Below are 26,665 nucleotides of genomic sequence, written 5' to 3' on the forward strand. Positions count from 1 at the left end.
GAGGAGGCCGCCTGCGGCCGTCTCGAAGGGGACTCAGCCGGGCAGCAGCAGCCCGTCGGCGGCGAGCCGGCGCACCAGGCCTGCTCCGGCGCCGAGGGCCTCACCGGTGGGCAGGTCGAGCAGTGCCGAGATCGCCGTGAGCGACTGGCGGGCGGTCAGCTCGCCGTCGCACACCGACACGAGCGCGGCGTCGAGGGTGTCGAGGCGGATCGAGCGGGCCAGGCCCCCGCCCTGGCGCAGGACGATGACATGGGGGTCGCTGGCGCCGGGCGCCGCGTGGGTCTCCGTCGTCACGTCGTCGGCGCAGCGCCACGCGGTGTCGAGCAGGGCGTCGTCGTCGAGTCCGGCGAGCCGGTCGCGGGCGACGAGCCCCGCCGCGATGGCCGGGCCCATCGGCGAGGCGACCGCCCCGGTCGCCTCGACGAGGTCGACGAAGGGAGCCCGCCGCGACGTCGGGCGGTGCAGCGTGATGACGCCGAAGCCGATCTGCTCGACACCCCGCTGCTCGAAGTCGTCGAGCCAGGCACCGACGAGCGCCTCGTGCTCGCTCGTGCCGGGCAGGTGCCCACCGTCGCGGGACCACAGCGCCGCGTACTCCGCGGGGTCCTGCACGTCGCGCTGGACGACCCACGCGTCGAGACCGCTCGCCGCGACCCACTCCCCGACGCGCTCGCGCCAGTCCTGGCCCGCCACCGACTCCCAGTTGCCGAGGAGCTGGGCGATGCCGCCCGGCGCGAGGTGCGCGCCGACCTGCTGGGTGAGCGCCGCGACGACGGCGTCGCCCGCGGCCCCGCCGTCGCGGTACTCGTAGAGCGGCACGTCGGCGGTGCGCGGCGTGATGACGAAGGGAGGATTGCTCACGATCAGGTCGAAGGCCTCCCCCGCGACCGGCTCGAGGAAGGAGCCCTCGCGCAGGTCCCAGTCCTGCTCGTTGAGCGCCGCGTTGAAGGCCGCGTAGCCGAGGGCCCGACGAGAGAGGTCGGTGGCGACGACCGCGTCGGCGTGGCCGGAGAGGTGCAGCGCCTGCACGCCGCAGCCGGTCCCGACGTCGAGGGCGCGGGCGACCCGGGGGCGGGGTGTCCACGACGCGAGGGTCGACGAGGCGCCCCCGATGCCGAGCACGTGGTCGACGGGCAGCGGGCCGCTGCGGGCGTGCTCGGTCGGGTCGGAGGCGACCCACCAGGCGCCTCCCGCGTCGTCGCCGTAGGGCCGCAGGTCGCACGTGGCGACGACGTGTGCGCCCTGCGGCTCGACGATCCCGAGGGTGACCGCGCCGGTGACGCCGGTGCGGGGCAGCGCCCGGGCGAGGTCGTCGGCGGCGGTGGGCAGCCCGAGGCCGAAGCAGCCGATGAGGATGCCGAGCGGGTCGCTGGCCCCGGCCACCGCGCGGCGGGCGGGCAGAGACTGCTCGCGCCCCAGCGCGTTGGCGGCGAGGTCGCCGAGCCGCTCCCTGACGGCGTCGACGGCGAAGGGGGCCTCCCCCAGGTCGGCGCGCAGCGCGGCGATCAGCTCGGGGTGGGTGCGGGGCGTGGTGCTGGCGGTCACCCGGCCGAGCCTAGTGGGGCGGCCACCTACGTCCGGTCGACCGCCGGCACCCCCTCGCCGTCGCCGTCGCCGACGGCGACGTCGTCGCGCTTGGTGATCACGAGCGCGGCGGCGACGACGAGCAGGGCGACCAGGGCGATGGCCCACCGGACGAGCTGGTCGGCGCCGTCACCGAGGTAGAGGGTGATGACGGCGGGCGCGATGAGCACGGCGACGAGGTTCATCACCTTGATGAGCGGGTTGATCGCGGGCCCGGCGGTGTCCTTGAAGGGGTCACCGACGGTGTCGCCGATGACCGCCGCCTCGTGAGCCGGCGACCCCTTGCCGCCGTGGTGCCCGTCCTCGACGATCTTCTTCGCGTTGTCCCACGCGCCACCGGAGTTGGCGAGGAAGACGGCCATGAGGGCACCGCAGGCGATCGCCCCGGCGAGGAAACCCGCGAGCGCCCCGATGCCCAGGCCGAATCCGACGACGATCGGGGTCAGGGCGGCGAGCAGGCCCGGGGTGGCGAGCTTGGCGAGCGAGTCGCGCGTGCAGATGTCGACGACCCGCGCGTACTCGGGCTTTTCGGTGCCCTCCATGATCCCGGGGTGCTCGCGGAACTGACGACGCACCTCGTGGACGATCGAGCCCGCGGCCACGGTGACCGCGTTGACCGCCAGGCCCGAAAACAGGAAGACGACCGCAGCCCCGAGCAGGAGCCCGACGAGCACGCTCGGCGTGACGATCTGGGTGTTGACCATGAGCTCGAGGTCGGCGACCTGCTGGGCCGTGACGCTCCCTTCGTCGACGGTCGACAGGGCACCGCGCCAGGCATCGGTGTAGCTGCCGAAGAGGGCGGTCGCGGCGAGCACGGCGGTCGCGATGGCGATGCCCTTGGTGATCGCCTTGGTCGTGTTGCCGACCGCGTCGAGCTCGGTGAGCACCTGAGCCGCCTCACCATAGACGTCACCGGACATCTCGGCGATGCCCTGCGCGTTGTCCGAGACCGGGCCGAAGGTGTCCATGGCGACGATGACCCCGACGGTCGTCAGCAGTCCGCAGCCGGCGAGCGCGATGAAGAAGAGGCCGAGGACGACGGAGGAGCCGCCGAGCAGGAAGGCGAGGTAGATGCACACGGCGATGGTCACGACCTTGTAGACCGCCGACTCGAGGCCCAGGCTGATCCCCGACAGGATCACGGTGGCGGCGCCGGTCTCGGTCGTGCGGGCGACGTCCATCGTCGGGCGCTTGTCGGTGCCGGTGTAGTAGCCGGTCATCCGCAGGATCACCGCGGCGAGGACGATGCCGAGGACGACCGCGAGCAGGGCGGCGCGCCGCGGGTCACCGACCAGCTGGGCGACCGTCTCGTCGGAGGAGCCGAGCTCGGCGTAGGTGCCGGGCAGGTAGAGGTAGGCCGCGGCGGCGCACAGCACGGCCGAGATCGCCGCGGAGATGAAGAAGCCCCGGTTGATGGCATCGAGCGCCGACTCGCCCGAGCGCGCCCGGGTGATGAAGATGCCGATCATCGCCGTGACCGCACCGATGGCCGGGATGAGCAGGGGGAAGACGAGCCCGTGGGCGCCGAAGGCCGCCGAGCCGAGGATGAGCGCGGCGACGAGCATCACGGCGTAGGACTCGAAGAGGTCGGCGGCCATGCCCGCGCAGTCGCCGACGTTGTCGCCCACGTTGTCCGCGATCGTCGCCGCATTGCGGGGGTCGTCCTCGGGGATGCCCGCCTCGACCTTGCCGACGAGGTCGGCGCCGACGTCAGCGGCCTTGGTGAAGATGCCGCCGCCGACCCGCATGAACATCGCGAGGAGCGCGGCGCCGAAGCCGAAGCCCTCGAGCACCTTGGGCGCATCACCCCGGTAGACGAGGACGACGACGGCCGCGCCGAGCAGACCGAGGCCCACGGTGAACATGCCGACGGTGCCGCCGGTGCGGAAGGCGATGCGCATGCCGTCGTCGCGGCCGGTGGAGCGGGCCGCCTCGGCGACGCGGACGTTGGCCTTGACCGCGAGCGACATCCCGAGATACCCGATGGCGGCGGAGAAGCCGGCGCCGAGGACGAAGAACCCCGAGCGACCCCACCGCACGCCCGAGGAGTCCGCGGGCAGGAAGAGCAGGAGGACGAAGACGAGCGCGACGAAGACGAGCAGGGTCCTGAACTGGCGGCGCAGGTAGGCGTGCGCGCCCTCCTCGACCGCCCCGGCGATCTCCTGCATGCGGGGCGTGCCCGCGCCGGCGGTGAGCACCTGGCCTCTGAGGACGACGCCGAGCACGAGGGCCAGCAGGCCGATGACGGCGACACCCCCGACCAGACCCAGGTTGGTGCCGTCGAGGTCGATCGACGATGCGGTGGACAGGGTCGCGAGCGTGACAGCCATGCCATCCTCCTTGATGGGCGCGGGTCACGGCCGGTCCGTCATCAGGCGGGTCAGCCGCGCTGTCACCCTACTGCCGGGGCGCCCCCGCTGCCCGGACCGCGCCCTCGAGATCGGGGTGGATGTCGAGGAGCTGGTCGAGGCCGGTGATGGCGAAGACGCGCAGCACCCTCTCGTGCGAGGCCGCGACGGTGAGCGTCCCGCCGTGGCGGGCGAGCTTCTTGAGGCGGCCGACGACGATCCCGAGACCGGTCGAGTCGAGGAAGGTGACCCCTCCGAGGTCGAGCGTCAGGCGGCGTCGCCCGTCGGCGATGAGGGCCTCGAGGGCATCGCGCAGCACCGCGGCGGAGGCCACATCGATCTCCCCGGTGACGTGGACGATATTGACCTCTCCGGCTGCGCTGGTCGTGACGGAGATCGGCATCCGCCTACCGTAGAACACATGTCCCACACCCGCCCGCAGGCCCGCGACCTGCTCGCCGACCTGGCGCGCGGGCGCGAGGAGCTCGTCCGGCACGTCGAGTCGCTCCCCGCCCGCGAGCCGGAGCACGCCGACGTCCCCACGTGGGTCGCCCCTCCCCTGCGGCAGGCTCTGGCCGGGGCAGGCATCGCGCGACTGTGGTCGCACCAGGCGACCGCCGCGCAGGCCGCCCGCGAAGGGCGGCACGTCGTGCTCGCCACGGGGACGGCCTCGGGCAAGTCACTGGGCTATCTCCTCCCTTCGCTCACAGCAGTGCTCGAAGGGAGGGCCGCGGCCAACGGTCGCGGTGCCACCGCCCTCTACCTCTCCCCCACCAAGGCGCTGGCCGCCGACCAGCTCGCCCGCATCCAGTCGTGGGCGATCCCGGGGATCCGCGCCGCCACCTACGACGGCGACACCCCGACCGACGAGCGCCGGTGGATCCGTGACCACGCCGACGTCATCCTCACCAACCCCGACCTCGTCCACCACTCCCTCCTGCCCGGCCACGAGCACTGGGCGCACGTCCTGCGACGACTGCGCTATGTCGTCATCGACGAGTGCCACGTCTACCGCGGGGTCTTCGGCTCGCACGTCGCGCTGCTCATCCGTCGCCTGCGGCGGGTGGCGCGTCGGTACGGCGCCGACCCGGTCTTCGTCCTGGCCTCCGCGACCGTCGGCGACCCCGGCGGGCACGCCACCCGCCTCGTCGGCGACGACGTCCTCGCCGTCACCCACGACGGGTCGCCGCGCGGCGCGATGACCTTCGCGCTGTGGCAGCCGCCCGAGGACGACGAAGGGAGCCGCCGCTCCCCCACGACGGAGGCCGCCGACCTCATGGCCCACCTCGTGGGTCGCGACGTGCAGACGCTGGCCTTCGCGCGCTCCCGCGCCGGGGTCGAGGCCCTGGCCACCTCCGCGGCGCGGCAGGTGAGCGCCGCCGACGAGGGGCGGATCGCCGCCTACCGCGGCGGCTACCTGCCCGAGGAGCGCCGCGTCATCGAGCGTCGGCTGCGCGAGCGTGACCTGCTCGGGCTCGCCGCGACCAATGCCCTCGAGCTCGGCATCGACATCGCCGGGCTCGACGTCGTGCTCATGGCCGGCTGGCCGGGGCGGCTGGCGTCGGCGTGGCAGCAGGCAGGCCGCGCCGGCCGTGACGGGCAGGACGCCCTCGCCGTGCTGCTCGCGGCCGACGACCCGCTCGACACGTGGGTCGTCGACCACCCGGAGGCGATCTTCGACGCGCCGGTCGAGGCGAGCGTGCTCGACCCGGCCAATGTCCACGTGCTCGTACCGCACGTCGCGTGCGCGGCCGCCGAGATCCCGGTGACGCTCGACGACGAGGGGTGGTTCGGCGACGGCCTGGCAGGGGTGCTCGAGGTCCTCGTCGACCGCGGCATCCTGCGCCGTCGGCCGGGTGGCTGGTACTGGACCCGGCCGGACCGGCCGGGTGAGCACGTCTCCCTGCGCGGCATCGGTGAGGTGGTGAGCATCGTCGAAGGGAGGTCCGGCCGCGTCGTCGGCACGATCGACGAGTCATCGGCGCACGCCCAGGCGCACACGGGTGCGGTGCACGTGCACCAGGGGCGCACCTTCGTCGTCACCGAGCTCGATCTCGATCAGGCGACGGCCACGGTCGTCGCCGGCGACCCGGGGTGGACGACGCACGCCCAGTCGGTCTCCTCCTTCGACATCGTCGCCGAGGAGGCGGGGGTCGACCACGGGCCGGTGCGGGTCTCCTTCGGGCGGGTCGACGTGCGGCGCCAGGTGACCGGGTTCCTCCGGCGGCTGCCGAGCGGCGAGGTCATCGGGCGCCACGACCTCGACCTGCCCGAGCGCACCCTGTCGACGCGAGCCGTGTGGTGGACGATGACGCCGGAGGCACTCGCCGCCGCCGGAGTCGCCGAGGCCGACGTGCCGGGTGCCGCGCACGCCGCCGAGCACGCGGCGATCGGGATGCTCCCGCTGCTCGCGACCTGCGACCGGTGGGACATCGGTGGGGTCTCGACCGACCTGCACCCGGGCACGGGGTTACCGACGATCATGGTCTACGACGGGCACCCGGGCGGGGCCGGATTCGCGGCGCGGGCGCACGAGCGGATCACCGAGTGGCTGACGATGACCCGCGAGACGATCGCCGGGTGTGCGTGCGCCGGGGACGGCTGCCCGGCGTGCGTCGTCTCGCCGAAGTGCGGCAACGGCAACGAGCCGCTCGACGCGCGCGGCGCGGTGGCCCTGCTTGACCTGCTCCTGGGCACGCTCGGTCCTACAGTGAGCGAGGACCCGTTGCCGCAGACGGCGGGCTGACGCCACCGAAAGGAACCCCTCATGGTCATCCTCGGCATCATCCTCGTGCTCGTCGCCCTCCTCATCGGGGCGGCGCTGATCCTCGGGACCCAGGCGCCGGAGGTGTCGGGCCAGGAGGTCGACATCCGTCTCCTCGACGCGGTGACGATCAACCTCAACCCGCTGACCCTCGTCATCGCGGGCATGCTGACGATGCTGCTGCTGTGGCTGGGCCTGGTCACGATCAAGTGGGCGCTGACCCGCAAGGCGAAGGCACGTCGCCTGCGCAAGGAGCAGGAGGCGGAGTCGCGCCGCCGGCTGGCCGAGCAGGAGGCGGCCCACCAGGAAGAGCTCGCACAGCGCGAGCGCGACCTGGAGGAGCAGCGGGTCTCGACGCAGATCGCTCGCGAGCGGGCCGAGGTCGCCGAGAGCCACGACCCCACGACCAGCGCGGCCACCCAGCGGATCGACACGCGCGGGGCCGCGCCGGCCGACGACGCCACCCGCCCGATCCGCCGCGACCCGCGCGCCTGACGGGCCGGCCGTGATCTGGGTCGGTCTGGCCGTCGCCGGGTGCGCGGCCGCCTTGCACGTCTTCATCTTCTACCTCGAGTCCTTCGCGTGGACGACCCGCGCCCGGGGCGTCTTCGGCACCTCGGTGGAAGAGGCCCAGGTCACCCGCGAGCTCGCCTTCAACCAGGGGTTCTACAACCTCTTCCTCGCCATCGCCGTCGCGCTGGGCATCGTCGTGCACGCGGTCGGGCACGAGGCGGTCGGCCTGACGCTCGTGCTCACCGGTGTCGGCTCGATGCTCGCCGCGAGCCTCGTCCTGCTCCTCTCCAGCCCGGACAAGGCCCGCGCCGCCGTCAACCAAGGGGTCCTGCCCGCGCTGGCGATCGCGCTGCTCGTCGCCGGACTTGCCCTCTGACGCCGCCGGTCAGGGTCCGTCGAGGAGGCCGCCCACGGCCGTCTGGTCGGGCTGCGGCCCCGCGCGGGCCCTCCCTTCGGCCTGCTCCGGCCCGACACCGCCGAGACGAAGGGGGATCCTCGCCGCGACCGTGACCGTCACGTCCCCGTCGCCGGTGACCCGGCAGTCGAGGAGCCGGACGTCGTGCCGCTGCGCCAGACGGTAGGACTCCGCGCACGCCGCGGAGGCGTCGAGAGAGGCTTGGTACTCGATCGCCCCCGCGAGTGCCGACAGGTCGGCAGCCGACCGCGCGATGTGCGCGGCACGGACAGCCGAGAGCACCGCGAGCGCCGCGACCGTGACAGTGAGCAGCACGGCGATGAGGGCGAGCGACATGATCGTCGAGGACCCTGCTTCGGCGTGCAGGTCACGCCGGGTCATGAGTCGGCTCCACGCGCGCCGTTGAGAAGCACGAGGTCTCCCCCGTCGCGAAGGCGAGGACCTCCGGCGGTGAGCTCGTCACCGTCACCGTGACGTCGCGACCGCCTCGGGCGACCTCGAGACTCGCACCCTCGGGGGCGAGGGCTCGGGCGTCGTCGAGGGCGCGCCCCGGGTCCTCACCGCGGGCGATCTCGCGAACGGCCACGCGCGCGGCATCGACGCAACGGACCCGGTCGACGCCCCAGGCAAGGGCGCCGAGACAGATCGTCAGGACGAGGACGACGGCGGGGAGGGTGAGGGCGAGCTCCGCCGTCACCATCCCCGACTCGTCGCCCGCCCTAGCGGATGCCGAGCGCCTCGAGGATGACATCGGACAGGCCCGACTTGATGGTCCCCGACTTCACGACCGCCAGCAGGACGATCGCGAACGTGCAGGCGGCCAAGGTGCCGACGGCGTACTCGGCGGTCGTCATGCCGGCCTCGCAGGCCAACCGGGCCCGGTGGCTCCACCGGACGATGGACTTCTTCATGGGACGCTCCTCCCTTCGGCGGCACCCGATGTGCCGCGGTGAGGTCCACCCTTCGCCCTGAGCGGTTCTCCTGACCGCGGCCCGGGCCATCTGTGCACGACCCCACCCCGCACCCAGCACCTGTGGATCCCCGACGGTCCTCGCGCAACCGTCGACCGGTCGATATCGGAAGGAGGCAGCCAGCGTGGTGCACGGCGATCAGCGAGGCACCGCCGGCCGTCTGGCTGCGGTGATCGTCAGGACCCCGCTCATGGGTCACCCACTCCTCAGGACAGCTGGGTCCCCACGAGCACGGCGACCGTGGGCACCACGGCCGTCGCGATGAAGGCCGGCAGGAAGCACAGGCCGAGGGGCAGCACGAGCATGACCGCCGCCCGACCTCCCGCTTCCTCGAGACGTCTCGCCTCGGTCTCACGCAGGTTGCTCGCGGCGTCGAGGAGCACGGTCGCCGACGGAGCTCCGACGGCGTCCGCGACGACGAAGGCCGTCGCCGTCGGCCCCCACACCCCACGGGCGTAGGTCCACGCCTGGCTCATGGATCGCCCCCAGCGCAGGGCGGCGGCCACCCGGCGCAGGTCCTCCGCCGCGCCGGCCGCGGACACCCCGGCCACCTCGTCGAGGGACTGCACGAGCCCACGACCGGACTGCAGGGCGAGTGCGAGCAGGACGCTCGCGTCCGCAACCTCGTCCACCGTGACCGAGGAGGCCGGCGCCTCCCCCACGGGCTCCGCGTCACGGCGCCACCACCGCAGATGAGCGCTGCGGCCGGGCCAGGCAAGGACCGCCACGACGACGAGGAAGGCGACGGTCGGGCTCACGTGTGCTCCCGGGGCGCGACAGCACGGGCGAGCACCCGCCGGCAGACGAGCCAGCCGAGCGCCGTGAGCACGAGGCCGAGCACAGCGCAGGCCATCGTCACCGCGCTGTGCCCGTACACCTCCCACGGCGTCAGGCCGAAGGCGAACCCCGCCAGCAGCCCCACCAGTGGCAGCAGCGTGAGCATCCGCATCGTCGCTCGGGCACCCGCCGTCGAGGCCTCCAGACGTCGCCGGGCCTGCACCCTGGCCCGCAGCACCTGCGCACTCGTCGCCATCGACGGGGCGAGCGCGACACCCAGGTCCTCGCTGAGCGACCACGCACCGGCGAGCGGCGCCAACTCCTCGCGCTCGCTCGCGTGCCGACGCCACACCGCCCCCGCGACGCCACCAGTTGCCAGCTCGTCGCGCACCTCCTCGAGCACCCGGCGCCACGGTCGGGGCGCCTGGGCGGCGACGACCCGCAGGGCCGACACCGGCGCCGCGCCCGAGCGCAGGGCCATCGCGAGCAGATCGGCCACCCCGGCGAGCGACTCGAGGTCCTCGACCCGACCGGTCGACACGTGACGACCCCGCCACCACCTGCGCGGTGTGGCGAGGGCGCTGCCAGGGCCCATGTCGACGCCGGCGGCTCGGCCGGGCCAGACGAGGGCCGCTGCGAGGACGAGGCCCACGACTGCGAGCGTCATGACCGCACCGGCAATGGACCGATGGAGTCGACGACCCGTCGGCCGCCGACACGACGGAGGTGGACGACGACCTCGAGCGCGCTGGCCACCTGCGCGCGCACCGCATCACGACTCATCCCGGCGAGCGCTCCCAGCGCCTCGAGCCGGCTCGGCACGTCCTCGGCGCGATTGGCGTGGAGGGTGCCGCAGCCCCCTTCGTGGCCCGTGTTGAGGGCGAGCAGGAGGTCCCTCACCTCTGCCCCGCGGACCTCTCCCACGACGAGGCGGTCCGGGCGCATCCGCAGGGCCTGCCGCACGAGGTCGACCATCGTCACCTCGCCGGCCCCCTCGGTGTTGGCCGACCGGGCCTGCAGGCGCACGACGTGTGGGTGGCCGACGTCGATCTCGCCGACGTCCTCGACGACGACGAGCCGCTCGGCCGCCGGCACCTCGGCGAGCAGGGCCGCGAGCAGGGTCGTCTTGCCCGTGCCCGTGCCGCCCGTGACGACATAGGCCTGCCGGTCGTGGACGATCTCGCGCAACCGTGCGGCCTGGCCGGCGCTGGCCATGCCGAGCGTGACGAGCGCATCGAGTCCTCCGCCTCGGTGACGCGGGATCCGCAGGCTCAGGTGGGCGCCACCGGCCACGAGCGGGGGCAGCACGGCGTGCAGCCGGATCCCCCGCGGGAGCAACCCGTCGACCCAGGGTTGGGCATCGTCCAGGCGACGACCTGCCACCGCGGAGAGGCGCGTCGCGAGCCGACGCACCGCCTCGGGCCCGTCGAGCTCCACCCCGGCGGCCACCACCCCGGCACCGCGGTCGACCCACACCGACCCATCGCCGTTGACAAGCACGTCCGTCACGGCCTCGTCCTCGACGAGGGGCTCGAGCGTCCCGAGCCCCATGAGGTCGGCCCGCAGCTGACCCGAGCGTCGCAGCGCCCCTGCGCTGCCCAGGCGGACCGCCTCGGTGCGGGCCACCTCCTCGATCACGGCGTCGTCCGGCGCGCGACCGGCCCGCACCTGCGCGTCGATCGCGCTCGACCACGTCATGACGCCAGCCCCAGGACCTGCTCCGACAGCGGCTGCCGAGCCTCCGGCAGCGCTGCCGCCAGGGCGCGCGCGACCTCGCCCACCGGGCCCTTGGGCCGTGGCGCCCGCCCATGGGCCTCGTCGCGCACCACGCCCGGGTCGTCGCAGAGGTGGTCGAGCAGGGTCAGCCCCAGGTGGTCGGCCGCACGCTCGGCGACCCGGCCGGCGCGGCGTGGCCCCCGGGTGACGAGCAGGGTCTGCTCCGGCAGACTGCCCTGCCCGGCGAGCGCCTCACCGTCACGCAGCCACCGCGGGCGCAGCCCCACCAGCACCACCGCGACGTCTGCCATCTCCGACCACACCCGTGGGAGCCGCCCCGAGCACGGCAGGTCGACGACGACGGGACCGATCGCCGCCAGCCCCGTGACGACATCACGCACGACCTCGGCCGACGGCCGCTGCCCGCGGGCCGCCAGCACGGGGACCGGCCCCCGCGGCAGTGCCTCGCGCAGCCGAGCCGCGTCGACCCGCCCGTCGTGGTCGGCGAGGTCACCCCACCGCAGCCCCTCGAGGTGCTCGGCCGCCACCGTCGCGTCCACTCCCCCGCCGCCGAAGGCGCCGTCCACCAGCGTGGGTGAGGCCTCCCGGGCGAGGACGGTGGCGGCGGTCGCGGCGAAGGTCGAGACGCCCAGACCACCCGAGGCTGCGGTGATGACGACGACGGGGTGCATGCCTCGACCGTGCCCGCTACCCGCAGCTCACGGGACGATCGCGGCGCACCTATGGACGAGCACCGGCCCCGGCGCTGGCCTGTGGACGACGAGACGGCACGGGCCCGGCAGGGCCTCGGCAGGGCTGGGGACGCGCCCCGGGAAAAGGGGACGGCCCCGGCGGGGGAGCGCCGGGGCCGTCAACGCGCGGACTCCGGGGGGGAGGGAGCCGTGCGCTGGCCGCTCAACCCGAAGGGAGCGGCTGATGAGCAACTCTAATACGCATCGGCTCGAATGCAATTCGGACCGGTGGATAACCTCCGGCGCCCTCAGCCGAGTCGTCCCGAGCGCACCGAGTCGGCCACCCGCCAGCCCTCCTCGGCGCCCGCGACGAGCGAGTCCCCGCAGTGCGTGAGCCACAGGCTGACCCCCGGCGCGCCACCGTGGACGTACCCGTTGAGCGACCCGAGGTAGGCGGGCCCCCCTTCGTGCCCGTGACCCGCCTCGGGGACGGCCACACCGGTGGGGTCCAGCCCGGTCGCCGCGATGAGCGCGCGCTCCACCGCGCGTGCCACGAGGCCGTTGCCGACGACGAAGGGCCGGGTCGCCGCGATCTCCGCGTGGACGATCGAGGCGACGACGAGCGCCGGCGCGGCGCTCGCCGACCGCATGAGCTCGATGATCCCGTCGAGACGCTGCCGCAGCTCGGCACCCGTCGGGGCCGGCCCGAGGTCGGCGAACTCCTCGCACCCCTCCCCCTCGACCCGCGGACGCCCCAGCTGGTCACGGTCCTCCACGAGCTCGGCCGCGGCGGCCGTGTGCAGCCGGGCGAGCGCCTGGCCCGGGGCACGGGTCACGAGGTCACGCAGGTGCTCGCTCTCGGCCGTCGCCGCGATGGCGCCGTGGATGACGCGCTCGGCAGGGTCCGGGTCCGGGGTGCGCTCCCGCGCCCCCATCATCAGCTCGCGCACGATCGACGCCGTCGAGCGCGCCCCGTCGAGCTCGGCGCTCGCCCACGCGCCCCGCACGCGCGACTCCGCCGATGCCTCGGGGATCCGTCGCCGCAGCGCCTCGTGCCACCGGAGGTTGGTGCACACCTCGCGGGCCCGGTCCGAGGCCTGCGCGACCTCGGGGATCTCGGCGAGCTGGGTCAGGGCGGTGACGAGGGGGCTGGAGTCAGGCACCCGCACAGCGTAGGCCGCACTAGGGTGCGGCCATGGAAGCCGGCCTGCACCTGCCCACCGTGGCGGTGGTCACCGGCGCCTTCCTCGCGGTGTGGCTCGTCATCGGCCTCGCCCGCTGGCGACGCGCCCGCCCGGGCTTCATCTCGGTCACCGACCAGGCCACCTACGAGACCCTGCACACCGCCTCCGAAGCCGCTCGCCACCTCGCCGACGGCTTCACCGACGATGGCTGCGAGCGCGCGGCGCCCTACCTGCGCGCCATGCTCGCCACCCCGGGGCTGGCGGTGTGCGACACCTCGAGCGTCCTCGTGTGGGAGGGCGAAGGGAGGCACCACCTGCCGAGCGTGGTCGACCAGGCCGCACCGGTCCTCTCGTCCGGCCAGACCGTGGTCCTCGGCCCCGACGTCGTCACGTGCACGCAGACCGACTGCCCCGTGCGGGCGGCGGTCATCGCTCCGGTGACCGCGGATGGTCGGGTCATCGGGGCCGTCGCCGGCTACGGCCCGGCCGTCTCCGCGGGTCTGGCCCGCGCTGCGGAGGAGGTCGCCGCCTGGGTCGCCACGCAGGTCGAGCTCGCCGACCTCTCCTTCGAGCGCACCCGCGCGATGGAGGCCGAGCTGCGCGCCCTGCGCGCCCAGATCTCCCCGCACTTCATCTACAACTCCCTCGCCGCGATCGCCTCCTTCGTGCGCACCGACCCGGCACGGGCCCGCGAGCTGCTGCTCGAGTTCGCCGACTTCACCCGTTACGCACTGCGGCGCGGCGGCGCCTTCACGACGGTGCGGGAGGAGCTGCGCAATGTCGAGCGCTACCTCGTGCTCGAGCAGGCCCGCTTCGGCGACCGGCTCGGCATCACCCTGAAGATCGCCCCGGAGGTGCTGCCGGTCCGCGTCCCCTACCTCGCGATCCAACCCCTCGTCGAAAACGCGGTGCGCCACGGCCTGGCACCCAAGGAGGGTCCGGGGCACGTCACCCTCAGCGCGACCGACCACGGCACCGAGGCCGAGATCACCATCGACGACGACGGCGTCGGCGCCGAGCCGGAGTCGATCCGCAAGGTGCTCGACGGCCAGTCGCGCGCCGACTCCGTGGGCCTCGGCAACGTGGACGCCCGGCTCCGTCAGGTCTACGGCGATGAGTTCGGCCTCGTCGTCGACACGGCGCCGGGCGCCGGGATGAGGGTTTCCTTCCGGGTACCCAAGTACTCCCCTGCACTCGAAGAACCGGCCTAGTCTGGTGGCCATGCCACCTCCGCCCCAGCCCGACGGGCTCGTCGTGCTCGTGGTCGACGACGAGGCACCGGCACGCAACGAGGTCGCCTGGCTCCTCGACCGGGACGAGCGGGTCGCCCGCGTGCTCACGGCCGCGAGCGGGACCGCTGCCCTGGCCGCCCTCGAGCGTGAGCACGTCGACGTCGTCTTCAGCGACATCTCGATGCCCGGGCTCGACGGCATGCAGCTGGCCCGCGTCATCCGGCGCTTCACCGAGCGCCCACAGGTCGTCTTCGTCACCGCCCACGACGAGCACGCGGTCGACGCCTTCGACCTCGACGCCGTCGACTACCTCATGAAGCCCGTGCGCCCCGAGCGCATCGGCGAGGCCGTGCGTCGCTGCCTCACCGCCGCCAAGCGCGAGGCCCACCCGTCACCGCCCGAGGACGCGGAGACCATCCCGGTCGAGCTCGGCGGGGTCACCCGCTTCATCCCCCGCAGCGACATCCGCTGGGTCCAGGCCCAGGGTGACTACGCGCGGCTGCACACCCCCACCGGCTCTCACCTCGTGCGCATCCCGCTCGCCACCCTCGAGGAGCAATGGGCCGCGGCAGGATTTGTCCGCATCCACCGCTCGACCCTCGTCTCGACGCGACACATCAGCGAGATCCACCAGGACGGTGGGCGCTGCAGCGTCGTCGTCGACGGCACCGAGCTGCAGGTCAGCCGCCGGCACACCCGACACCTGCGCGGCACCCTCCTCCGGCCCCGCCAGGGCTCGGACGAGGGGTGAGCACCCCTCCCCAGCGGGTCCGGGTCACGCGGACCCGCCGCCCCAGCCGCCGCGAACGTCCCCGGACGGTCCGCGACGAGATCGCCGGCAACTCCTCGCTCGGGGCGGCCTACGTCACCTCGCTCATGCGCGCCCAGCTCCAGCTCTCCCTCTCGACCATCGCCTTCGGTGCGGTGACGCTCGGAGCGCTGCCCCTCGTCTTCGCCCTCATCCCAGCGGCCCGACGCTGGACCGCCTTAGGGCTGCCCCTGCCGTGGGTGGTGCTCGGCGTGCTCGTCTACCCGGGCGTCGTCCTCACCGCTCGGTGGTACACCCGCGCCAGCGAGCGGCTCGAGGCCGACTTCGGCGACGTCGTGGGGCGCCGGTGACCGAGCCCCTGAGCGTCCTGGCGATCGCGATCGTCTGCCTGACGACGCTGACGCTCGGTGCGCTCGGGCTGCGACTGGCCAAGGGCACGAGCGACTTCTACGTCGCCGGCCGCACCGTCACCCCCTGGCGCAATGCGAGTGCCATCGGCGGCGAGTACCTCTCGGCGGCCAGCTACCTTGGCGTCGCCGGGCTCGTCTACGACCAGGGCATCGACATGCTGTGGATGCCGATCGGCTACACCATCGGCTACCTCGTGCTGCTCATCCTCGTCGCCGCACCCCTGCGGCGATCCGGCGCCTACACCCTCCCCGACTTCGCCGAGGCCCGTCTGGAGTCCCGGGCCCTGCGCCGCGGGTGCGCCCTCCTCGTCGTCGGCATCGGCTGGCTCTACCTGCTCCCCCAGATGCAGGGTGCCGGCCTGGCGCTGCGCCACGTGAGCGGGCTGCCCACCTGGGTCGGCGCGACGGTCCTCACCGTCATCGTCGTGCTCAACGTCGCAGCCGGCGGCATGCGCTCGGTGACGCTCGTGCAGTCCGTGCAGTACTGGATCAAGCTCACGGCGATCGCCGTCCCCGCCTTCGTCCTGCTGCTCGTCTGGCACCGCTCCGGCTCACCCACACCGCAGGCCCCCGCGTCCTGGTGGGAACCGCTCACCTCCGACGAACCCACGCCCCGCACCCTCTTCACGACCTACAGCACCCTCGCCGCGCTCTGCCTCGGCACGATGGGCCTGCCGCACATCGCCGTGCGCTTCTACACCAACCCGGACGGGGTCGCGGCGCGCCGTACGACCGTCTCCGTCCTCGCCCTGCTGAGCATCTTCTACGTCTTCCCGCCGGTCTACGGGTACCTCGGCCGGGCCTACCTCGACCCCGTCGACACCGCCGGCGACCCCAGCCGCACCGTCGTCCTCGCCCTGCCCGGCGCCATGCTCTCCGGGCTCGACGGTCAGCTCCTCACGGCACTCGTGGCCGCCGGGGCCTTCGCCGCCTTCCTCGCCACCGCTTCGGGTGTCGCGATGTCCGTCGCCGGCGCCATCGACCAGGACGTGCTGCGGCCGCTCACCGCCCGCCTCACCCAGGGTGACGCCACCCCGTCCTCCTCCTTCCGGCTCGCCGCCATGGTCGGGGTGCTCGCCCCCTTCGTCACGGCCGTCACGGCCGAGCCGATCGGCATCTCCTCCGCGGTGGGGCACGCCTTCGCCATCGCCGCCGCCACCTTTGCGCCCCTGCTGATCCTCGGCGTCTGGTGGACCCGCCTCACCGCGAAGGGGGCGGCCGCGGGCGTCCTCGTCGGCGGCACCACGACGAGCCTCGCGGCGATCGTCTCCGTCCTCGCCCTCGCGCCCGAGGGATGGCCGGGTGCGCTCGTCGCCGCACCGACGGCCTGGGCGACGCCGCTCGCCGTCGTCGTCGCGATCGTCGTCTCGCTGCTCACGCCGGGCTCCCGCCCGCGACGCTGGGCCCGCACGATGACCCGCCTGCACACCCCGGAGGACGTCCTCGCCGAGGCCCGCTGACCGCTCGTCGCGCGCTCCCGCCCGCTCGTCGCACCGGAACGGCCCGCACGGCGACGGCTGCTCCCGCCGGTCGAGCCACCCCGCGTCACCGCCCCCGCCGCGAGGTGGCCCGCGTCACTCTGGTGCGGTCCGGCCGTCGACGTCCGGGCCCCCACTACCGGAGGTGAGCCATGAGCAACGACGCTCAACCGCTCGGCGAGCGCTACATCGCCGTCCAGGAGTCCACGGAGTTCGGCGACCTACGCCGCACCTTCCGCGGGTTCGTCTTCCCCGTCACCGCCTTCTTCCTGGCGTGGTACTTCCTCTACGTCCTGCTCTCGATGTTCGCCCCCGGGTTCATGGGGACCAAGGTGCTCGGCAACATCAACATCGGCCTGCTCCTCGGGCTCGGGCAGTTCGTCACGACCTTCGCCATCACGATCATCTACATCCGCTGGGCCGGGCGGGTCTTCGACCCCGCCGCCGAGGCCCTCGCCGCACAGGTCGGCGCCGACGAAACCCCGGAGGTGGACGGATGATCACCCTCGTCCCCGCAGCGACCCAGACGGGGTCGCCGACGCTCAACATCTCGATCTTCGTCGTCTTCGTCGTCGTGACGCTGGCGATCGTCGTCAAGGTCGCCGCCGGCAACAAGACGGCGAGCCAGATGTACACCGGTGGCGCGGCCTTCTCCGGGCGGCAAAACGGGCTGGCCATCGCCGGTGACTACCTGTCCGCGGCGAGCTTCCTCGGCATCGCCGGCGCCATCGCCCTCCAGGGCTACGACGGCTTCCTCTACTCGATCGGCTTCCTCGTCGCCTGGCTCGTCGCGCTGCTGCTCGTCGCCGAGCTCTTCCGCAACACCGGCCGCTTCACGCTCGCCGACGTGCTCTCCTACCGACTGCAGCAGCGGCCGATGCGCATCGCGACGGCGACCTCGGTCCTCGCGGTCTCCTTCTTCTACCTGCTGGCGCAGATGGCCGGCGCCGGTGGCCTCGTCTCGCTGCTCCTGGGCGTCGACGGCGCCTTCGCGCAAAACGTCGTCATCGCGATCGTCGGCATCGTCATGGTCGCCTACGTGATGATCGGCGGCATGAAGGGCACCACCTGGGTGCAGATGATCAAGGCGGTGCTCCTCATCGCCGCGACCGCGATCATGACCGTGTGGGTCCTCGGGATGTTCGGCATGAACTTCTCGGCGCTCATGCAGGAGGCCGTCGACAAGAACCCCGCGGCGGGTGAAAAGCTGCTCGAGCCGGGGCTGAAGTACGGCGTCAACCTCACGTCGAAGATCGACTTCATCTCGCTCTCGCTCGCCCTCGTGCTCGGCACCGCCGGCCTGCCCCACGTGCTGCAGCGCTTCTACACCGTCCCGACGAGCAAGCAGGCCCGCAAGTCCGTCGAGTGGGCCATCTGGCTCATCGGTGGCTTCTACCTGCTGACCCTCGTCATCGGCTACGGCGCCGGCGCCCTCGTCGGCCCGGAGACGATCAACGCCGCACCGGGCAAGGCCAACGCGGCGGCCCCGCTGCTCGCCTTCGAGCTCGGTGGGTCGTGGCTGCTCGGCATCGTCTCGGGCATCGCCTTCGCGACGATCCTCGCGGTGGTGGCGGGTCTGACGATCACGGCCAGCGCGAGCTTCGCCCACGACCTCTACAACCAGGTCTTCAAGCAGGGCAAGGCCTCGCAGGAGGAAGAGGTCAGGGTCTCGCGGTACGCGGCGATCGGCACGGGCGTCGTGGCGATCCTCGGTGGCATGCTCGCCAAGGACCAGAACATCGCCTTCCTCGTGGCGCTGGCCTTCGCCGTCGCGGCGAGCGCCAACCTGCCGACCATCCTCTACAGCCTCTTCTGGAAGCGCTTCAACACGCGGGGTGCGCTGTGGTCGATGTACGGCGGCCTCGGCTCGGCGCTGATCCTCATCGCCCTGTCGCCGGTCGTGTCGGGCTCGGAGACCGCCATGCTCAAGAGCGCCGACTTCGACATCTTCCCGCTGGCCAACCCCGGTCTGGTCTCCATCCCGCTTGGCTTCTTCCTCGGGTGGCTCGGCTCGGTGACGAGCAAGGAGTTCAACCGCGCGAAGTACGCCGAGATGGAGGTGCGCAGCCTCACCGGTCACGGCGTCGCCGAGGTCATCGACCACTGACCGACCACCAGCACCACCCCACGGGCGAAGGGGGGAGAGCCACGGCTCTCCCCCCTTCGTCATGTCCTCAGGCGTTGGCCGGGACGTTCGTGCCGGCCCCGCGGCGCCGGATGGCCGGCACGGTCGCGGTCGCCCCGTCGCCGGTCGGCTCGTCGGCACCCAGGACCGTGAACCCGTGGTCCGCGATGAGCGCGAGGTCCTCCTCCGCCGCCTGTCCCTCGGCGGTGAGGTAGTCGCCGAGGAAGATCGAGTTGGCCACCTGCAGCGCCAGCCCCTGCACGCCGCGCAGGTGCATCTCGCGGCCCGCCGCGATCCGCAGCTCGGCGGCCGGCGCGAGCAGTCGCGCGGCGGCGAGGATGCGCAGGCAGCGCAGCGGGGTCAGCTCCCACGTCTGCTGCTTGGGCGTCCCGTCGAAGGGGATGAGGAAGTTGACCGGGATGGAGTCGGACCCCATCTCCCGCAGGGCGACCAGTGCCTCGACGAGCTGTTCGTCGCTCTCCCCGAGGCCGGCGATGAGGCCGCTGCACGCCGACAGCCCGGCTCCTTGGGCCATGGCGACGGTACGCACCCGGTCCTCGTAGGTGTGCGTCGTGACGATGGAGTCGTGGTGCGACTGCGCGGTGTTGATGTTGTGGTTGTAGGCATCGACACCGGCCTCGCGCAGGCGCTCGGCCTGACCGTCGCGCAACAGCCCGAGGCAGGCACAGACCTCGACCTCGGGGTGCTCCTCCTTGATCGCGCCGACCATCCCCACGACCCGCTCCACGTCACGGTCGGTGGGGCCGCGACCGCTGGCGACCATGCACACACGCGACGCGCCTCCCCGCACCCCGGCCCGGGCCTGGTCGAGCGCCTGGTCCTCCTTGAGCCAGGTGTAGCGCAGGATCTCGCTGGTCGACCCGAGCGCCTGGGAGCAGTAGCCGCAGTCCTCAGGGCACAGCCCGGACTTGAGGTTGACGAGGTAGTTGACCTTGACGGTCATCCCGTAGTGGGCCCGCCGCAGCCGGGCCACTGCGGCGACGGCGTCGAGCACGTCCTCGTCCGGAGCGCGCAGCACCGTCAGTGCCTCCTGCGGCGTCGCCTCGGAGCCGGCGAGGACCCGCGCGACGATCTCGTCGTAGGTGGTCATGGTCTTCCCTTCATCCGTGTCTTCCGGTCTGGTCATCGCCCACACCTCGGGCGTGGAGCGCCTCCCCCCGCAACCGCGCGTCACGCACGACCCGCACGACGAAGGGGGTCAAGGTCGCCCTGGGGTCGCGCTCCAGCCCGCGTGCCCGCGCCGCGTCCCGCGTCTGCCCGGCCGCCTCGGCGGTGGCCGGCACGGCCCTCAGCACGAGCGAGATCGCCAGGGCGACGCGGTCGGGGCGCACGCCGAATCGGCGGAGCGGGCGCAGGGCGCGCTCGACGGTGTCGAGCATGTCGTCGACCCGGGTCGTCGCCGTGACGAGGTGTGCGAGCAGGACGAGTGCCACGAGGTCACCGACGGTCTCGGCGGCGCGGGGCCAGCCCGCCTGCCAGGTGAGCCAGGCACCGAGGGCGAGCGTCACGAGGACGAGTCCGCGCAGGGTGGTCGCAAGCACCCTCACGGTGGTGCCAGCAACGACGAGGAGGGTGAGCGCAGCACCCAGCGCGAGTGCTGCCCACAGCCAGCCGCCAGCGATGGCCAGCCCGAAACCCACGGCGGCGAGCAGGGTGAGCTTGGCACCCGCCGGGGCCCGGTGGACGAGCGAGGTGCCGGGACGGTGCACCATCAGGAGCATGCGGCCACCCGGGCGCGGTAGTGGTGGACGACGTCGGCCGCGGGTCCGTCGGCCACGACCCGGCCGCCGTCGACGAGGAGTGCCCGGTCGCACCGACCGGCGAGCTCGAGGTCGTGGGTGACGAGCAGGACCTGCTGCGGCAGCCCCATGAGCAGGTCCCCGACGCGCCGGGAGGCCGCCAGGTCGAGCAGCGTCGTCGGCTCGTCGGCGACGAGGACGTCCGGGCCGGTGGCCAGGACGCTCGCCAGGGCGAGCAGCTGGGCCTGCCCACCGGAGAGGGCGTGGACACTGCGGTCGGCCAGACCCGCCAGGCCGTGCTGCTCGAGCACCTCACCCACGGCGGCGTCGCGTGCGCGTCGGTCGGGTCGCGTGGCGCGCAGCGACAGGGCCACGTCCTCGGCGACCGTCGGCATGACGAGCTGTGCGTGCGGGTCGGTGAAGGTGAAGGCCACCCGGCGCCGCACCTCGCGGCCGCGACGTGCCACGTCGACGCCGTCGACGTGCACGGCCCCTGTCGAGGCGGTGACCAGCCCGTTGACGAGACGGGCCAGGGTCGACTTGCCGGCACCGTTGGGGCCGATGAACGCCACGCGGGACTCGCTGACGAGCAGGCTCGTCTCGTCGAGCACGAGCAGGTCGCCGGTCGCCGTGGGCCGGCGGACGGTGACGTGGTCGAGCTGGATGCGGGCCATCAGGCGCGGCGACGCAGCAGGTCGGGGAAGGCGCGGTGCACCGCGGCCGCGACGAGCACGGTGGCCGCGAGCTTGACCAAGTCACCGATCCAGAAGGCGCCGTCGACGGTGGCTGCGGCCTGCCACCCGAGCCCCGCCCGCAGGTGCAGGCCGACGATGCCGGCGGCGTGGACGACCAGGAGCGCGAGCAGCCCTCCTGCGGTGAGCACCCACACCATGCCGCGACCGGCGCGCCGGACCGCGACGGTGGCGACGGCCCCGATGATCGCCGCCCCGACGACGAACCCGAGGATGTATCCCCCGGTCGGGCCGACGAGGACCGGCAGCCCGGCCTTGCCGTTGGCGAAGACGGGCAGCCCGATCGTCCCGACGAGGATCCACAGGAGGACGGCGAGCGCACCGCGTCGGGCCCCGAGGATCGCGCCGGCGAGGAGGACCCCGAAGGTCTGCAGCGTGATCGGTGCGAAGACCGAGAGGTTGACCGCGGGTAGGACGGAGCAGACCGCGATCAGTGCGGCGAGGGAGGAGACGAGGGCCAGGTCGGTGCTCGCCGTGGCGGCCCGGGCGGCCGGTGCTGTGGTCATGCTGCCGATTCCCCTCATGTGCATGAACGCCGTTCATCCAAGTGAACGGCGTTCAGGTTAGGGCCCTCGATCACGTGTGGTCAACTGGACCCCCGATCTCGACCCGCTCGAAGGGAGCGCCCGTGCCGCCGACGCGACGGACCCACCAGCGGCCGCTCTCCCACGAGCGGATCGTGACCACCGCCCTCGGCCTGCTCTCCCGGGTCGGCCTGCCCGACCTGACGATGCGCGCGCTCGGCGCCGAGCTCGGCGTGCAGCAGAGCGCGCTCTACCACCACGTCGCCAACAAGCAGACCCTGCTCGGGGCCGTGGCCGACGCCATCCTCGCGCGCCGCCCCACCCGCGACACCACCGACCTCGAGCTCCCCTGGCAGGAGGTCGTGCGTCAGTGCTGCCGGGACCTGCACGCGGCCGTCACCGCCTACCCGGACGGCGCTGACATCGTCATGAGCATGTGGGCCTTCGGCATGGGCGGCCGGGCGCCCTTCGACGAGCTGCGCGAGATCCTCGGCGCGACCGGCCTCGACGCGCGCGGGGCGAAGACGGCGGCGCGCACCCTGCTGCACTTCGTCTACGGGCACGCCTACGACGAGCAGTCCCACGCGCAGGCGGCACGGTCGGGCATCGCCTCCGACGCTCGGCCCGAGAGCGACTTCGACACCGGCCTGGACATCATCCTGACCGGTGTCGAGTCTCTCGTCGTGCGGTGAGCGCGGGGCTCACTTCTTCCAGACGACCGCCCCGTCGTCGGCGTAGTCGCCCTCGTAGGGCGAGTACTGCGCACCGCTGACCTCCTGGCCGGAGGAGACCATCGCCACCTGGCAGGTGGTCTCGGTGTCGCCCGGGCCGAAGTCCTTGGGGATCGAGTTGCTGTCGCACTTCTTGAAGGGAGAGGTGCCGATGATCACGAGGGTGGAGGCCTTGCGGCCGTCGGCGAGGATCGGGTCGACGTCGTCGAGGATGTCGCCGCCGAGCTCCGTCGAGCTGTCGGTACCGGTCATCGTGTACTGGACGTAGATGGGCGTGTAGCCCTTGTACTTGTCGGCGTCCTTGAGGTCGGCCAGGTCTGCCGAGGAGCCCTCGGTGATCTCGGTGACCGTCACGGTGATCATCGCGCCGTCGTCCCCCTGGGGGATGGTGGCGGTGTCACCGAGCGCGAGTTCCGTGCCGGGCTCGGTCACGTCACCGGAGGCGGCAGCGTCGTCGGACTCGCTGTCGTCGGACTCCTCCGACTCGCTGTCCTCGGCGTCGGTGCTCGACTCATCGGTCGAGGTCTCCGACTCGGTCGCCTCGCTCGTGCTCGCCGAGCTCGAGGGGCTCCCCGAGTCGGTGACGTCGTCACCGCTCTCGCCACCGCACGCCGAGAGCGCGAGGGCGGCGACGGCGAGGAGGCCGGCGGCGCCGGCACGTCGACTGGTCATCATGGTCTTCCCCCTTGTCGTCGTGGTCGGGGACGCAGCGTCCCCTGTCTGCGACGAGAGTAGAGGTTGCCGTCAGCCGGCAGCCATGGGGAGCAGTCCCCGCTGGGCGGCCTCCCGCCGGAGCGCGTCGGCCGCGTCGTCGTCGACCCGGGCGAAGAAGGTGCCGACGACGTCCTCGAGGTGCTCGACCGATCGCGCTGCGAAGATCACCGGCTGGTAGACGGTGATGTCGTAGTTGAGCGTGCCCATGTCGGCCAGGTCGAGGTCACGGATCTCCATGTGCTCGAACTCCTGGATCTCGCCGAAGCTCGACAGGATGCCGGCACCGTAGGCCTTGAGGTCCGGCCCGTCGTACATGACGCCGAACTCCATCGAAAACCAGAAGACGTCGGCCACGAGTTGCATGGCCTCGTCCGTCTCCAGACGGAGGGAGGCCGCCCCCGCCGCCTCGGTGATGGCCGCCAGGCGCGGGCTGGCGAGCTGGTTGGCGTGCCCGATGACCTCGTGGATGATGTCCGGCTCGGGCGTGTAGAGCGGCTCGGAGGCGTGCCGCAGGTACTGCGTGGAGTTGAAGGTGCGGCTGCCGAGGTCGGCGTAGAAGTCGCGCAACGGCACCAGGCCCGGCGCGCACACGTAGCTCCACCCGGTGATCGGCTCGAGCCGTGTGGTCACCTCGGCGAGCTGGGGGACGTGGTCGGTCGGCAGGCCGAGGGCACTCTTGGCAGCGAGGTACTCGGGGTGGGCCAGCCGCTCGTGCAGCGGCGCCAGCTCCCGGCTCACCCGGCTCCACACCCCGTGCTCCTGCTCGGTGTACTCGATCGTGGGCACCGGCTCCGCCCCGCGGTCCCAGGTGAGCGCCGCGCCGGCGATCTCGCCGCGTCGGCGCAGGTACTCCTGGTCGCCACGCCCGGGATGGGTGTCGGCGAGGTGCACCTCGACGGTGCCGTCCTCGTGCTCGGTCACGGGTGAGTACAACTGTCCCTCGGTAAACACGTCAACCACCTCCTTGTGGTCCCACCACCGTGGCAGAGCGGGTCGATCTGCACCACGGACCGCCAGACCACTGAGCAGACTGCACAGCCCCGAGCCGGCCCCCTTCGTCCGCTGCTGTGCACTGTGCCCACGACGGACCGTTCGTCGCCCGCTCCCCCGCGTCCGCCGACTCGTCGGCGAACCCGCGTTGTGCTCCGTGACGCCGGGGTGGAGGCTGGGGGTGAACGCACACCAGCGCGACGTCGCGCTGGCACTCGATGAGGAGGACATGTGACGGACTACGCCCCGAGCCCGGAGTTCGCTGCCCAGGCCAACGGCACCGCAGCCCTGTACGACGAGGCATCCGCCGACCACGAGGGCTTCTGGGCCGCGCGCGCCCGTGAGCAGCTCACCTGGAGCACGGACTTCGACACGACGCTCGACTGGAGCGAGGCTCCCTTCGCGAAGTGGTTCGTCGGCGGTGAGCTCAACGCCGCCTACAACTGCGTCGACCGCCACGTCGAGGCCGGCAACGGCGACCGGGTGGCCCTCCACGCGGTCGCCGCCGACGGTAGCGAACGCACGATCACGTACGCCGACCTCCAGCGCGAGGTGTCCAAGGCGGCCAATGCCCTCGAGTCCCTCGGGGTGGCGAAGGGCGACCGCGTCGCCATCTACATGCCGATGATCCCCGAGGCCGTCATCGCCATGCTCGCCTGCGCCCGGATCGGTGCCCCGCACTCCGTGGTCTTCGGCGGCTTCTCCGCCGACGCCCTGCGAGCACGCATCGAGGACGGCGAGGCAAAGGTCGTCGTGACGAGCGACGGGCAGTTCCGCAAGGGCAAGGCGATGCCGCTCAAGGCAGCCGTCGACCAGGCCGTGCCGGGCACGACGGCGGGCAAGGTCCTCGTCGTGCAGCGCACCGGCATCGACGTCGAGTGGGACGACGAGCGCGACGTCTGGTGGCACGACGTCGTCGACTCCGCCTCCGACCAGCACGAAGCGCAGCCGCACGACAGTGAGCACCCGCTCTTCATCCTCTACACGTCCGGGACGACGGGTAAGCCCAAGGGCATCCTCCACACGACCGGCGGCTACCTCACCCAGTGCGCCTACACGAGCTCGGTGGTCCACGACCTGCACCCCGAGACGGACGTCTACTGGTGCACCGCCGACATCGGCTGGGTGACCGGGCACAGCTACATCGTCTACGGACCGCTGGCGAAGGGGGCCACCCAGGTCCTCTTCGAGGGCACCCCGGACAGCCCGCACCGAGGGATCTTCTGGGAGATCGTCGCGAAGTACAAGGTCACGATCCTCTACACGGCCCCGACGGCGATCCGCACCTTCATGAAGTGGGGCAAGGAGATCCCGGAGAAGTACGACCTCTCCTCGATCCGCCTGCTCGGGTCTGTGGGTGAGCCCATCAACCCCGAGGCCTGGCGCTGGTACCGCGACACGATCGGCGGCGGCACCGCCCCGATCGTCGACACGTGGTGGCAGACCGAGACGGGAGCGATCATGAACTCCCCACTCCCCGGAGTCACCGACCTCGAGCCCGGCAGCTCGCAGCGCCCGATCCCCGGCATCGCGGCAGAGATCCTCGACGACGAGGGGCAGCCCCTCACCGAGCCCGAGCAGGTCGGTTACCTCGTCCTCACCAAGCCGTGGCCGTCGATGTTGCGCGGCATCTGGGGCGACCCGGAGCGGTACAAGGACACCTACTGGAGCCGCTTCGGCCCGAAGTACTACTTCGCCGGTGACGGGGCGAAGTACGACGACAAGGGCAACATCTGGATCCTCGGTCGAGTCGACGACGTCATGAACGTCTCGGGCCACCGTCTGTCGACCGCCGAGATCGAGTCGGCACTCGTCTCCCACCCGAGGGTGGCCGAGGCCGCCGTCGTCGGTGCCAGCGACGAGACGACCGGTCAGGCCGTCGTCGCCTTCGTCATCCTGCGCCAGGACGGCGCCGAGGGCAGCCAGGGTGACGAGCTCGTCCAGGAGCTGCGCAACCACGTCGGCCAGCAGATCGGCCCGATCGCCAAGCCCCGCTCGATCATGGTCGTCGACGAGCTGCCCAAGACGCGCTCGGGCAAGATCATGCGGCGCCTGCTCAAGGACGTCGCCGAAAACCGCGAGATCGGTGACGTGACGACGCTGGCCGACTCCTCGGTCATGAACCTCATCAAGGAGGGCATGAGCGCTCCGCCCAAGGAGTGACCCGGACATGACGAAGGGGGCCCGCCGACGGACTTCGGTTCACATGGTCCTCG

28 protein-coding genes are annotated in these 26,665 nt (G+C 72.6%); 11 read left to right on the forward strand and 17 right to left on the reverse strand.

The features are described from left to right. Positions 1–33: 33 nt before the first annotated feature. From CWN80_RS12095 to CWN80_RS12105, 3 genes are all read right to left on the reverse strand, one after another. Positions 34–1,545, reverse strand: a complete 1,512-nt coding sequence (locus CWN80_RS12095; protein WP_007925725.1) for a DUF7059 domain-containing protein — start codon at positions 1,543–1,545, stop codon at positions 34–36. Between the two features lie 26 nt (positions 1,546–1,571). Continuing rightward, positions 1,572–3,914 carry a sodium-translocating pyrophosphatase gene (locus CWN80_RS12100; protein WP_128277357.1) on the reverse strand — a complete coding sequence of 781 codons (2,343 nt, stop codon included), beginning with the start codon at positions 3,912–3,914 and terminating at the stop codon, positions 1,572–1,574. A gap of 67 nt (positions 3,915–3,981) precedes the next feature. Next, positions 3,982–4,335 carry an STAS domain-containing protein gene (locus CWN80_RS12105; protein ID WP_007925719.1) on the reverse strand — a complete coding sequence of 118 codons (354 nt, stop codon included), beginning with the start codon at positions 4,333–4,335 and terminating at the stop codon, positions 3,982–3,984. A gap of 18 nt (positions 4,336–4,353) precedes the next feature. Here CWN80_RS12105 and CWN80_RS12110 point away from each other — a divergent pair, with 18 nt between their 5' ends. From CWN80_RS12110 to CWN80_RS12120, 3 genes are read left to right on the forward strand one after another with little or no spacing between them, the layout of a single operon-like run. Beyond that, positions 4,354–6,678 carry a DEAD/DEAH box helicase gene (locus tag CWN80_RS12110; RefSeq protein ID WP_007925717.1) on the forward strand — a complete coding sequence of 775 codons (2,325 nt, stop codon included), beginning with the start codon at positions 4,354–4,356 and terminating at the stop codon, positions 6,676–6,678. Between the two features lie 21 nt (positions 6,679–6,699). Further along, entirely contained in the window at positions 6,700–7,191 is a 492-nt protein-coding gene (locus tag CWN80_RS12115) for a hypothetical protein (RefSeq protein WP_007925716.1), read from the forward strand. 10 nt (positions 7,192–7,201) lie between these two features. Then, on the forward strand, positions 7,202–7,585 hold the full coding sequence (locus CWN80_RS12120; protein WP_007925715.1) for a DUF1304 domain-containing protein: 384 nt from the start codon (positions 7,202–7,204) through the stop codon (positions 7,583–7,585). A gap of 9 nt (positions 7,586–7,594) precedes the next feature. On the opposite strand, the gene CWN80_RS12125 is transcribed toward CWN80_RS12120, so the two are convergent. From CWN80_RS12125 to CWN80_RS12160, 8 genes are all read right to left on the reverse strand, one after another. Beyond that, complete coding sequence (locus CWN80_RS12125) at positions 7,595–8,005, reverse strand: Rv3654c family TadE-like protein (protein ID WP_007925714.1); 411 nt, start codon at positions 8,003–8,005, stop codon at positions 7,595–7,597. Next, on the reverse strand, positions 7,992–8,324 hold the full coding sequence (locus CWN80_RS12130; RefSeq protein ID WP_007925713.1) for a TadE family type IV pilus minor pilin: 333 nt from the start codon (positions 8,322–8,324) through the stop codon (positions 7,992–7,994). Before CWN80_RS12130 ends, CWN80_RS12125 begins: the two co-directional genes overlap by 14 nt. A gap of 19 nt (positions 8,325–8,343) precedes the next feature. Then, positions 8,344–8,535, reverse strand: a complete 192-nt coding sequence (locus tag CWN80_RS12135) for a DUF4244 domain-containing protein (RefSeq protein ID WP_007925712.1) — start codon at positions 8,533–8,535, stop codon at positions 8,344–8,346. A gap of 266 nt (positions 8,536–8,801) precedes the next feature. Further along, complete coding sequence (locus CWN80_RS12140) at positions 8,802–9,353, reverse strand: type II secretion system F family protein (RefSeq protein WP_007925710.1); 552 nt, start codon at positions 9,351–9,353, stop codon at positions 8,802–8,804. Next, positions 9,350–10,039 carry a type II secretion system F family protein gene (locus tag CWN80_RS12145; protein ID WP_051987873.1) on the reverse strand — a complete coding sequence of 230 codons (690 nt, stop codon included), beginning with the start codon at positions 10,037–10,039 and terminating at the stop codon, positions 9,350–9,352. Before CWN80_RS12145 ends, CWN80_RS12140 begins: the two co-directional genes overlap by 4 nt. Beyond that, positions 10,036–11,070: a TadA family conjugal transfer-associated ATPase gene (locus CWN80_RS12150; protein WP_083853639.1), complete on the reverse strand. Its 1,035-nt coding sequence runs from the start codon at positions 11,068–11,070 to the stop codon at positions 10,036–10,038. Before CWN80_RS12150 ends, CWN80_RS12145 begins: the two co-directional genes overlap by 4 nt. Then, positions 11,067–11,780 carry a CpaE-like family protein gene (locus tag CWN80_RS12155; protein WP_128277358.1) on the reverse strand — a complete coding sequence of 238 codons (714 nt, stop codon included), beginning with the start codon at positions 11,778–11,780 and terminating at the stop codon, positions 11,067–11,069. The genes CWN80_RS12150 and CWN80_RS12155 overlap by 4 nt, the downstream gene beginning before the upstream one ends. Positions 11,781–12,088: 308 nt before the next feature. Beyond that, positions 12,089–12,943: a Fic family protein gene (locus CWN80_RS12160; RefSeq protein ID WP_128277359.1), complete on the reverse strand. Its 855-nt coding sequence runs from the start codon at positions 12,941–12,943 to the stop codon at positions 12,089–12,091. A 32-nt stretch (positions 12,944–12,975) separates the two neighbouring features. Here CWN80_RS12160 and CWN80_RS12165 point away from each other — a divergent pair, with 32 nt between their 5' ends. From CWN80_RS12165 to CWN80_RS12190, 6 genes are all read left to right on the forward strand, one after another. Next, complete coding sequence (locus CWN80_RS12165) at positions 12,976–14,175, forward strand: sensor histidine kinase (RefSeq protein WP_007925703.1); 1,200 nt, start codon at positions 12,976–12,978, stop codon at positions 14,173–14,175. Between the two features lie 10 nt (positions 14,176–14,185). Next, positions 14,186–14,947, forward strand: coding sequence for a LytR/AlgR family response regulator transcription factor (locus tag CWN80_RS12170; protein WP_128277360.1), 762 nt, complete (start codon positions 14,186–14,188; stop codon positions 14,945–14,947). Then, the gene (locus tag CWN80_RS12175) at positions 14,944–15,315 is read left to right on the forward strand and encodes a hypothetical protein (RefSeq protein ID WP_007925695.1); all 372 of its coding nucleotides are present in this window, start codon (positions 14,944–14,946) and stop codon (positions 15,313–15,315) included. Before CWN80_RS12170 ends, CWN80_RS12175 begins: the two co-directional genes overlap by 4 nt. Next, the gene (locus tag CWN80_RS12180; protein WP_128277361.1) at positions 15,312–16,835 is read left to right on the forward strand and encodes a sodium/solute symporter; all 1,524 of its coding nucleotides are present in this window, start codon (positions 15,312–15,314) and stop codon (positions 16,833–16,835) included. The genes CWN80_RS12175 and CWN80_RS12180 overlap by 4 nt, the downstream gene beginning before the upstream one ends. Before the next feature lie 170 nt (positions 16,836–17,005). After that, on the forward strand, positions 17,006–17,353 hold the full coding sequence (locus CWN80_RS12185) for a DUF485 domain-containing protein (protein ID WP_007926731.1): 348 nt from the start codon (positions 17,006–17,008) through the stop codon (positions 17,351–17,353). After that, the gene (locus tag CWN80_RS12190; RefSeq protein WP_007926729.1) at positions 17,350–18,960 is read left to right on the forward strand and encodes a solute symporter family protein; all 1,611 of its coding nucleotides are present in this window, start codon (positions 17,350–17,352) and stop codon (positions 18,958–18,960) included. The genes CWN80_RS12185 and CWN80_RS12190 overlap by 4 nt, the downstream gene beginning before the upstream one ends. A 67-nt stretch (positions 18,961–19,027) precedes the next feature. Here CWN80_RS12190 and bioB read toward each other — a convergent pair whose 3' ends face one another. From bioB to CWN80_RS12210, 4 genes are read right to left on the reverse strand one after another with little or no spacing between them, the layout of a single operon-like run. Beyond that, a complete protein-coding gene (gene bioB, locus CWN80_RS12195; protein ID WP_007926727.1) occupies positions 19,028–20,089 on the reverse strand; it encodes a biotin synthase BioB in 1,062 nt (353 codons plus the stop codon). Between the two features lie 10 nt (positions 20,090–20,099). Continuing rightward, a complete protein-coding gene (locus CWN80_RS12200) occupies positions 20,100–20,720 on the reverse strand; it encodes a CbiQ family ECF transporter T component (protein ID WP_128277362.1) in 621 nt (206 codons plus the stop codon). Then, complete coding sequence (locus tag CWN80_RS12205) at positions 20,711–21,412, reverse strand: energy-coupling factor ABC transporter ATP-binding protein (protein WP_007926718.1); 702 nt, start codon at positions 21,410–21,412, stop codon at positions 20,711–20,713. Before CWN80_RS12205 ends, CWN80_RS12200 begins: the two co-directional genes overlap by 10 nt. Continuing rightward, positions 21,412–21,996, reverse strand: a complete 585-nt coding sequence (locus CWN80_RS12210) for a biotin transporter BioY (protein ID WP_007926715.1) — start codon at positions 21,994–21,996, stop codon at positions 21,412–21,414. The genes CWN80_RS12205 and CWN80_RS12210 overlap by 1 nt, the downstream gene beginning before the upstream one ends. 122 nt (positions 21,997–22,118) lie before the next feature. Between CWN80_RS12210 and CWN80_RS12215 the strand changes: the two genes are divergently transcribed. Beyond that, positions 22,119–22,706 carry a TetR/AcrR family transcriptional regulator C-terminal domain-containing protein gene (locus CWN80_RS12215; protein WP_007926713.1) on the forward strand — a complete coding sequence of 196 codons (588 nt, stop codon included), beginning with the start codon at positions 22,119–22,121 and terminating at the stop codon, positions 22,704–22,706. A gap of 9 nt (positions 22,707–22,715) precedes the next feature. Here CWN80_RS12215 and CWN80_RS12220 read toward each other — a convergent pair whose 3' ends face one another. Together CWN80_RS12220 and CWN80_RS12225 are read right to left on the reverse strand one after the other, a co-directional pair. Beyond that, positions 22,716–23,420, reverse strand: a complete 705-nt coding sequence (locus CWN80_RS12220; protein ID WP_007926710.1) for a hypothetical protein — start codon at positions 23,418–23,420, stop codon at positions 22,716–22,718. Between the two features lie 69 nt (positions 23,421–23,489). Then, positions 23,490–24,410 (reverse strand): phenylalanine 4-monooxygenase, encoded by a 921-nt coding sequence (locus tag CWN80_RS12225; RefSeq protein ID WP_040881094.1) that lies wholly within the window; start codon positions 24,408–24,410, stop codon positions 23,490–23,492. A 270-nt stretch (positions 24,411–24,680) separates the two neighbouring features. Between CWN80_RS12225 and acs the strand changes: the two genes are divergently transcribed. Next, on the forward strand, positions 24,681–26,612 hold the full coding sequence (acs, locus tag CWN80_RS12230; RefSeq protein WP_007926702.1) for an acetate--CoA ligase: 1,932 nt from the start codon (positions 24,681–24,683) through the stop codon (positions 26,610–26,612). Positions 26,613–26,665 lie beyond the last annotated feature (53 nt).

Origin of the sequence: Janibacter hoylei PVAS-1 (assembly GCF_004025845.1) — a bacterium.
Classification (GTDB): domain Bacteria; phylum Actinomycetota; class Actinomycetes; order Actinomycetales; family Dermatophilaceae; genus Janibacter; species Janibacter hoylei.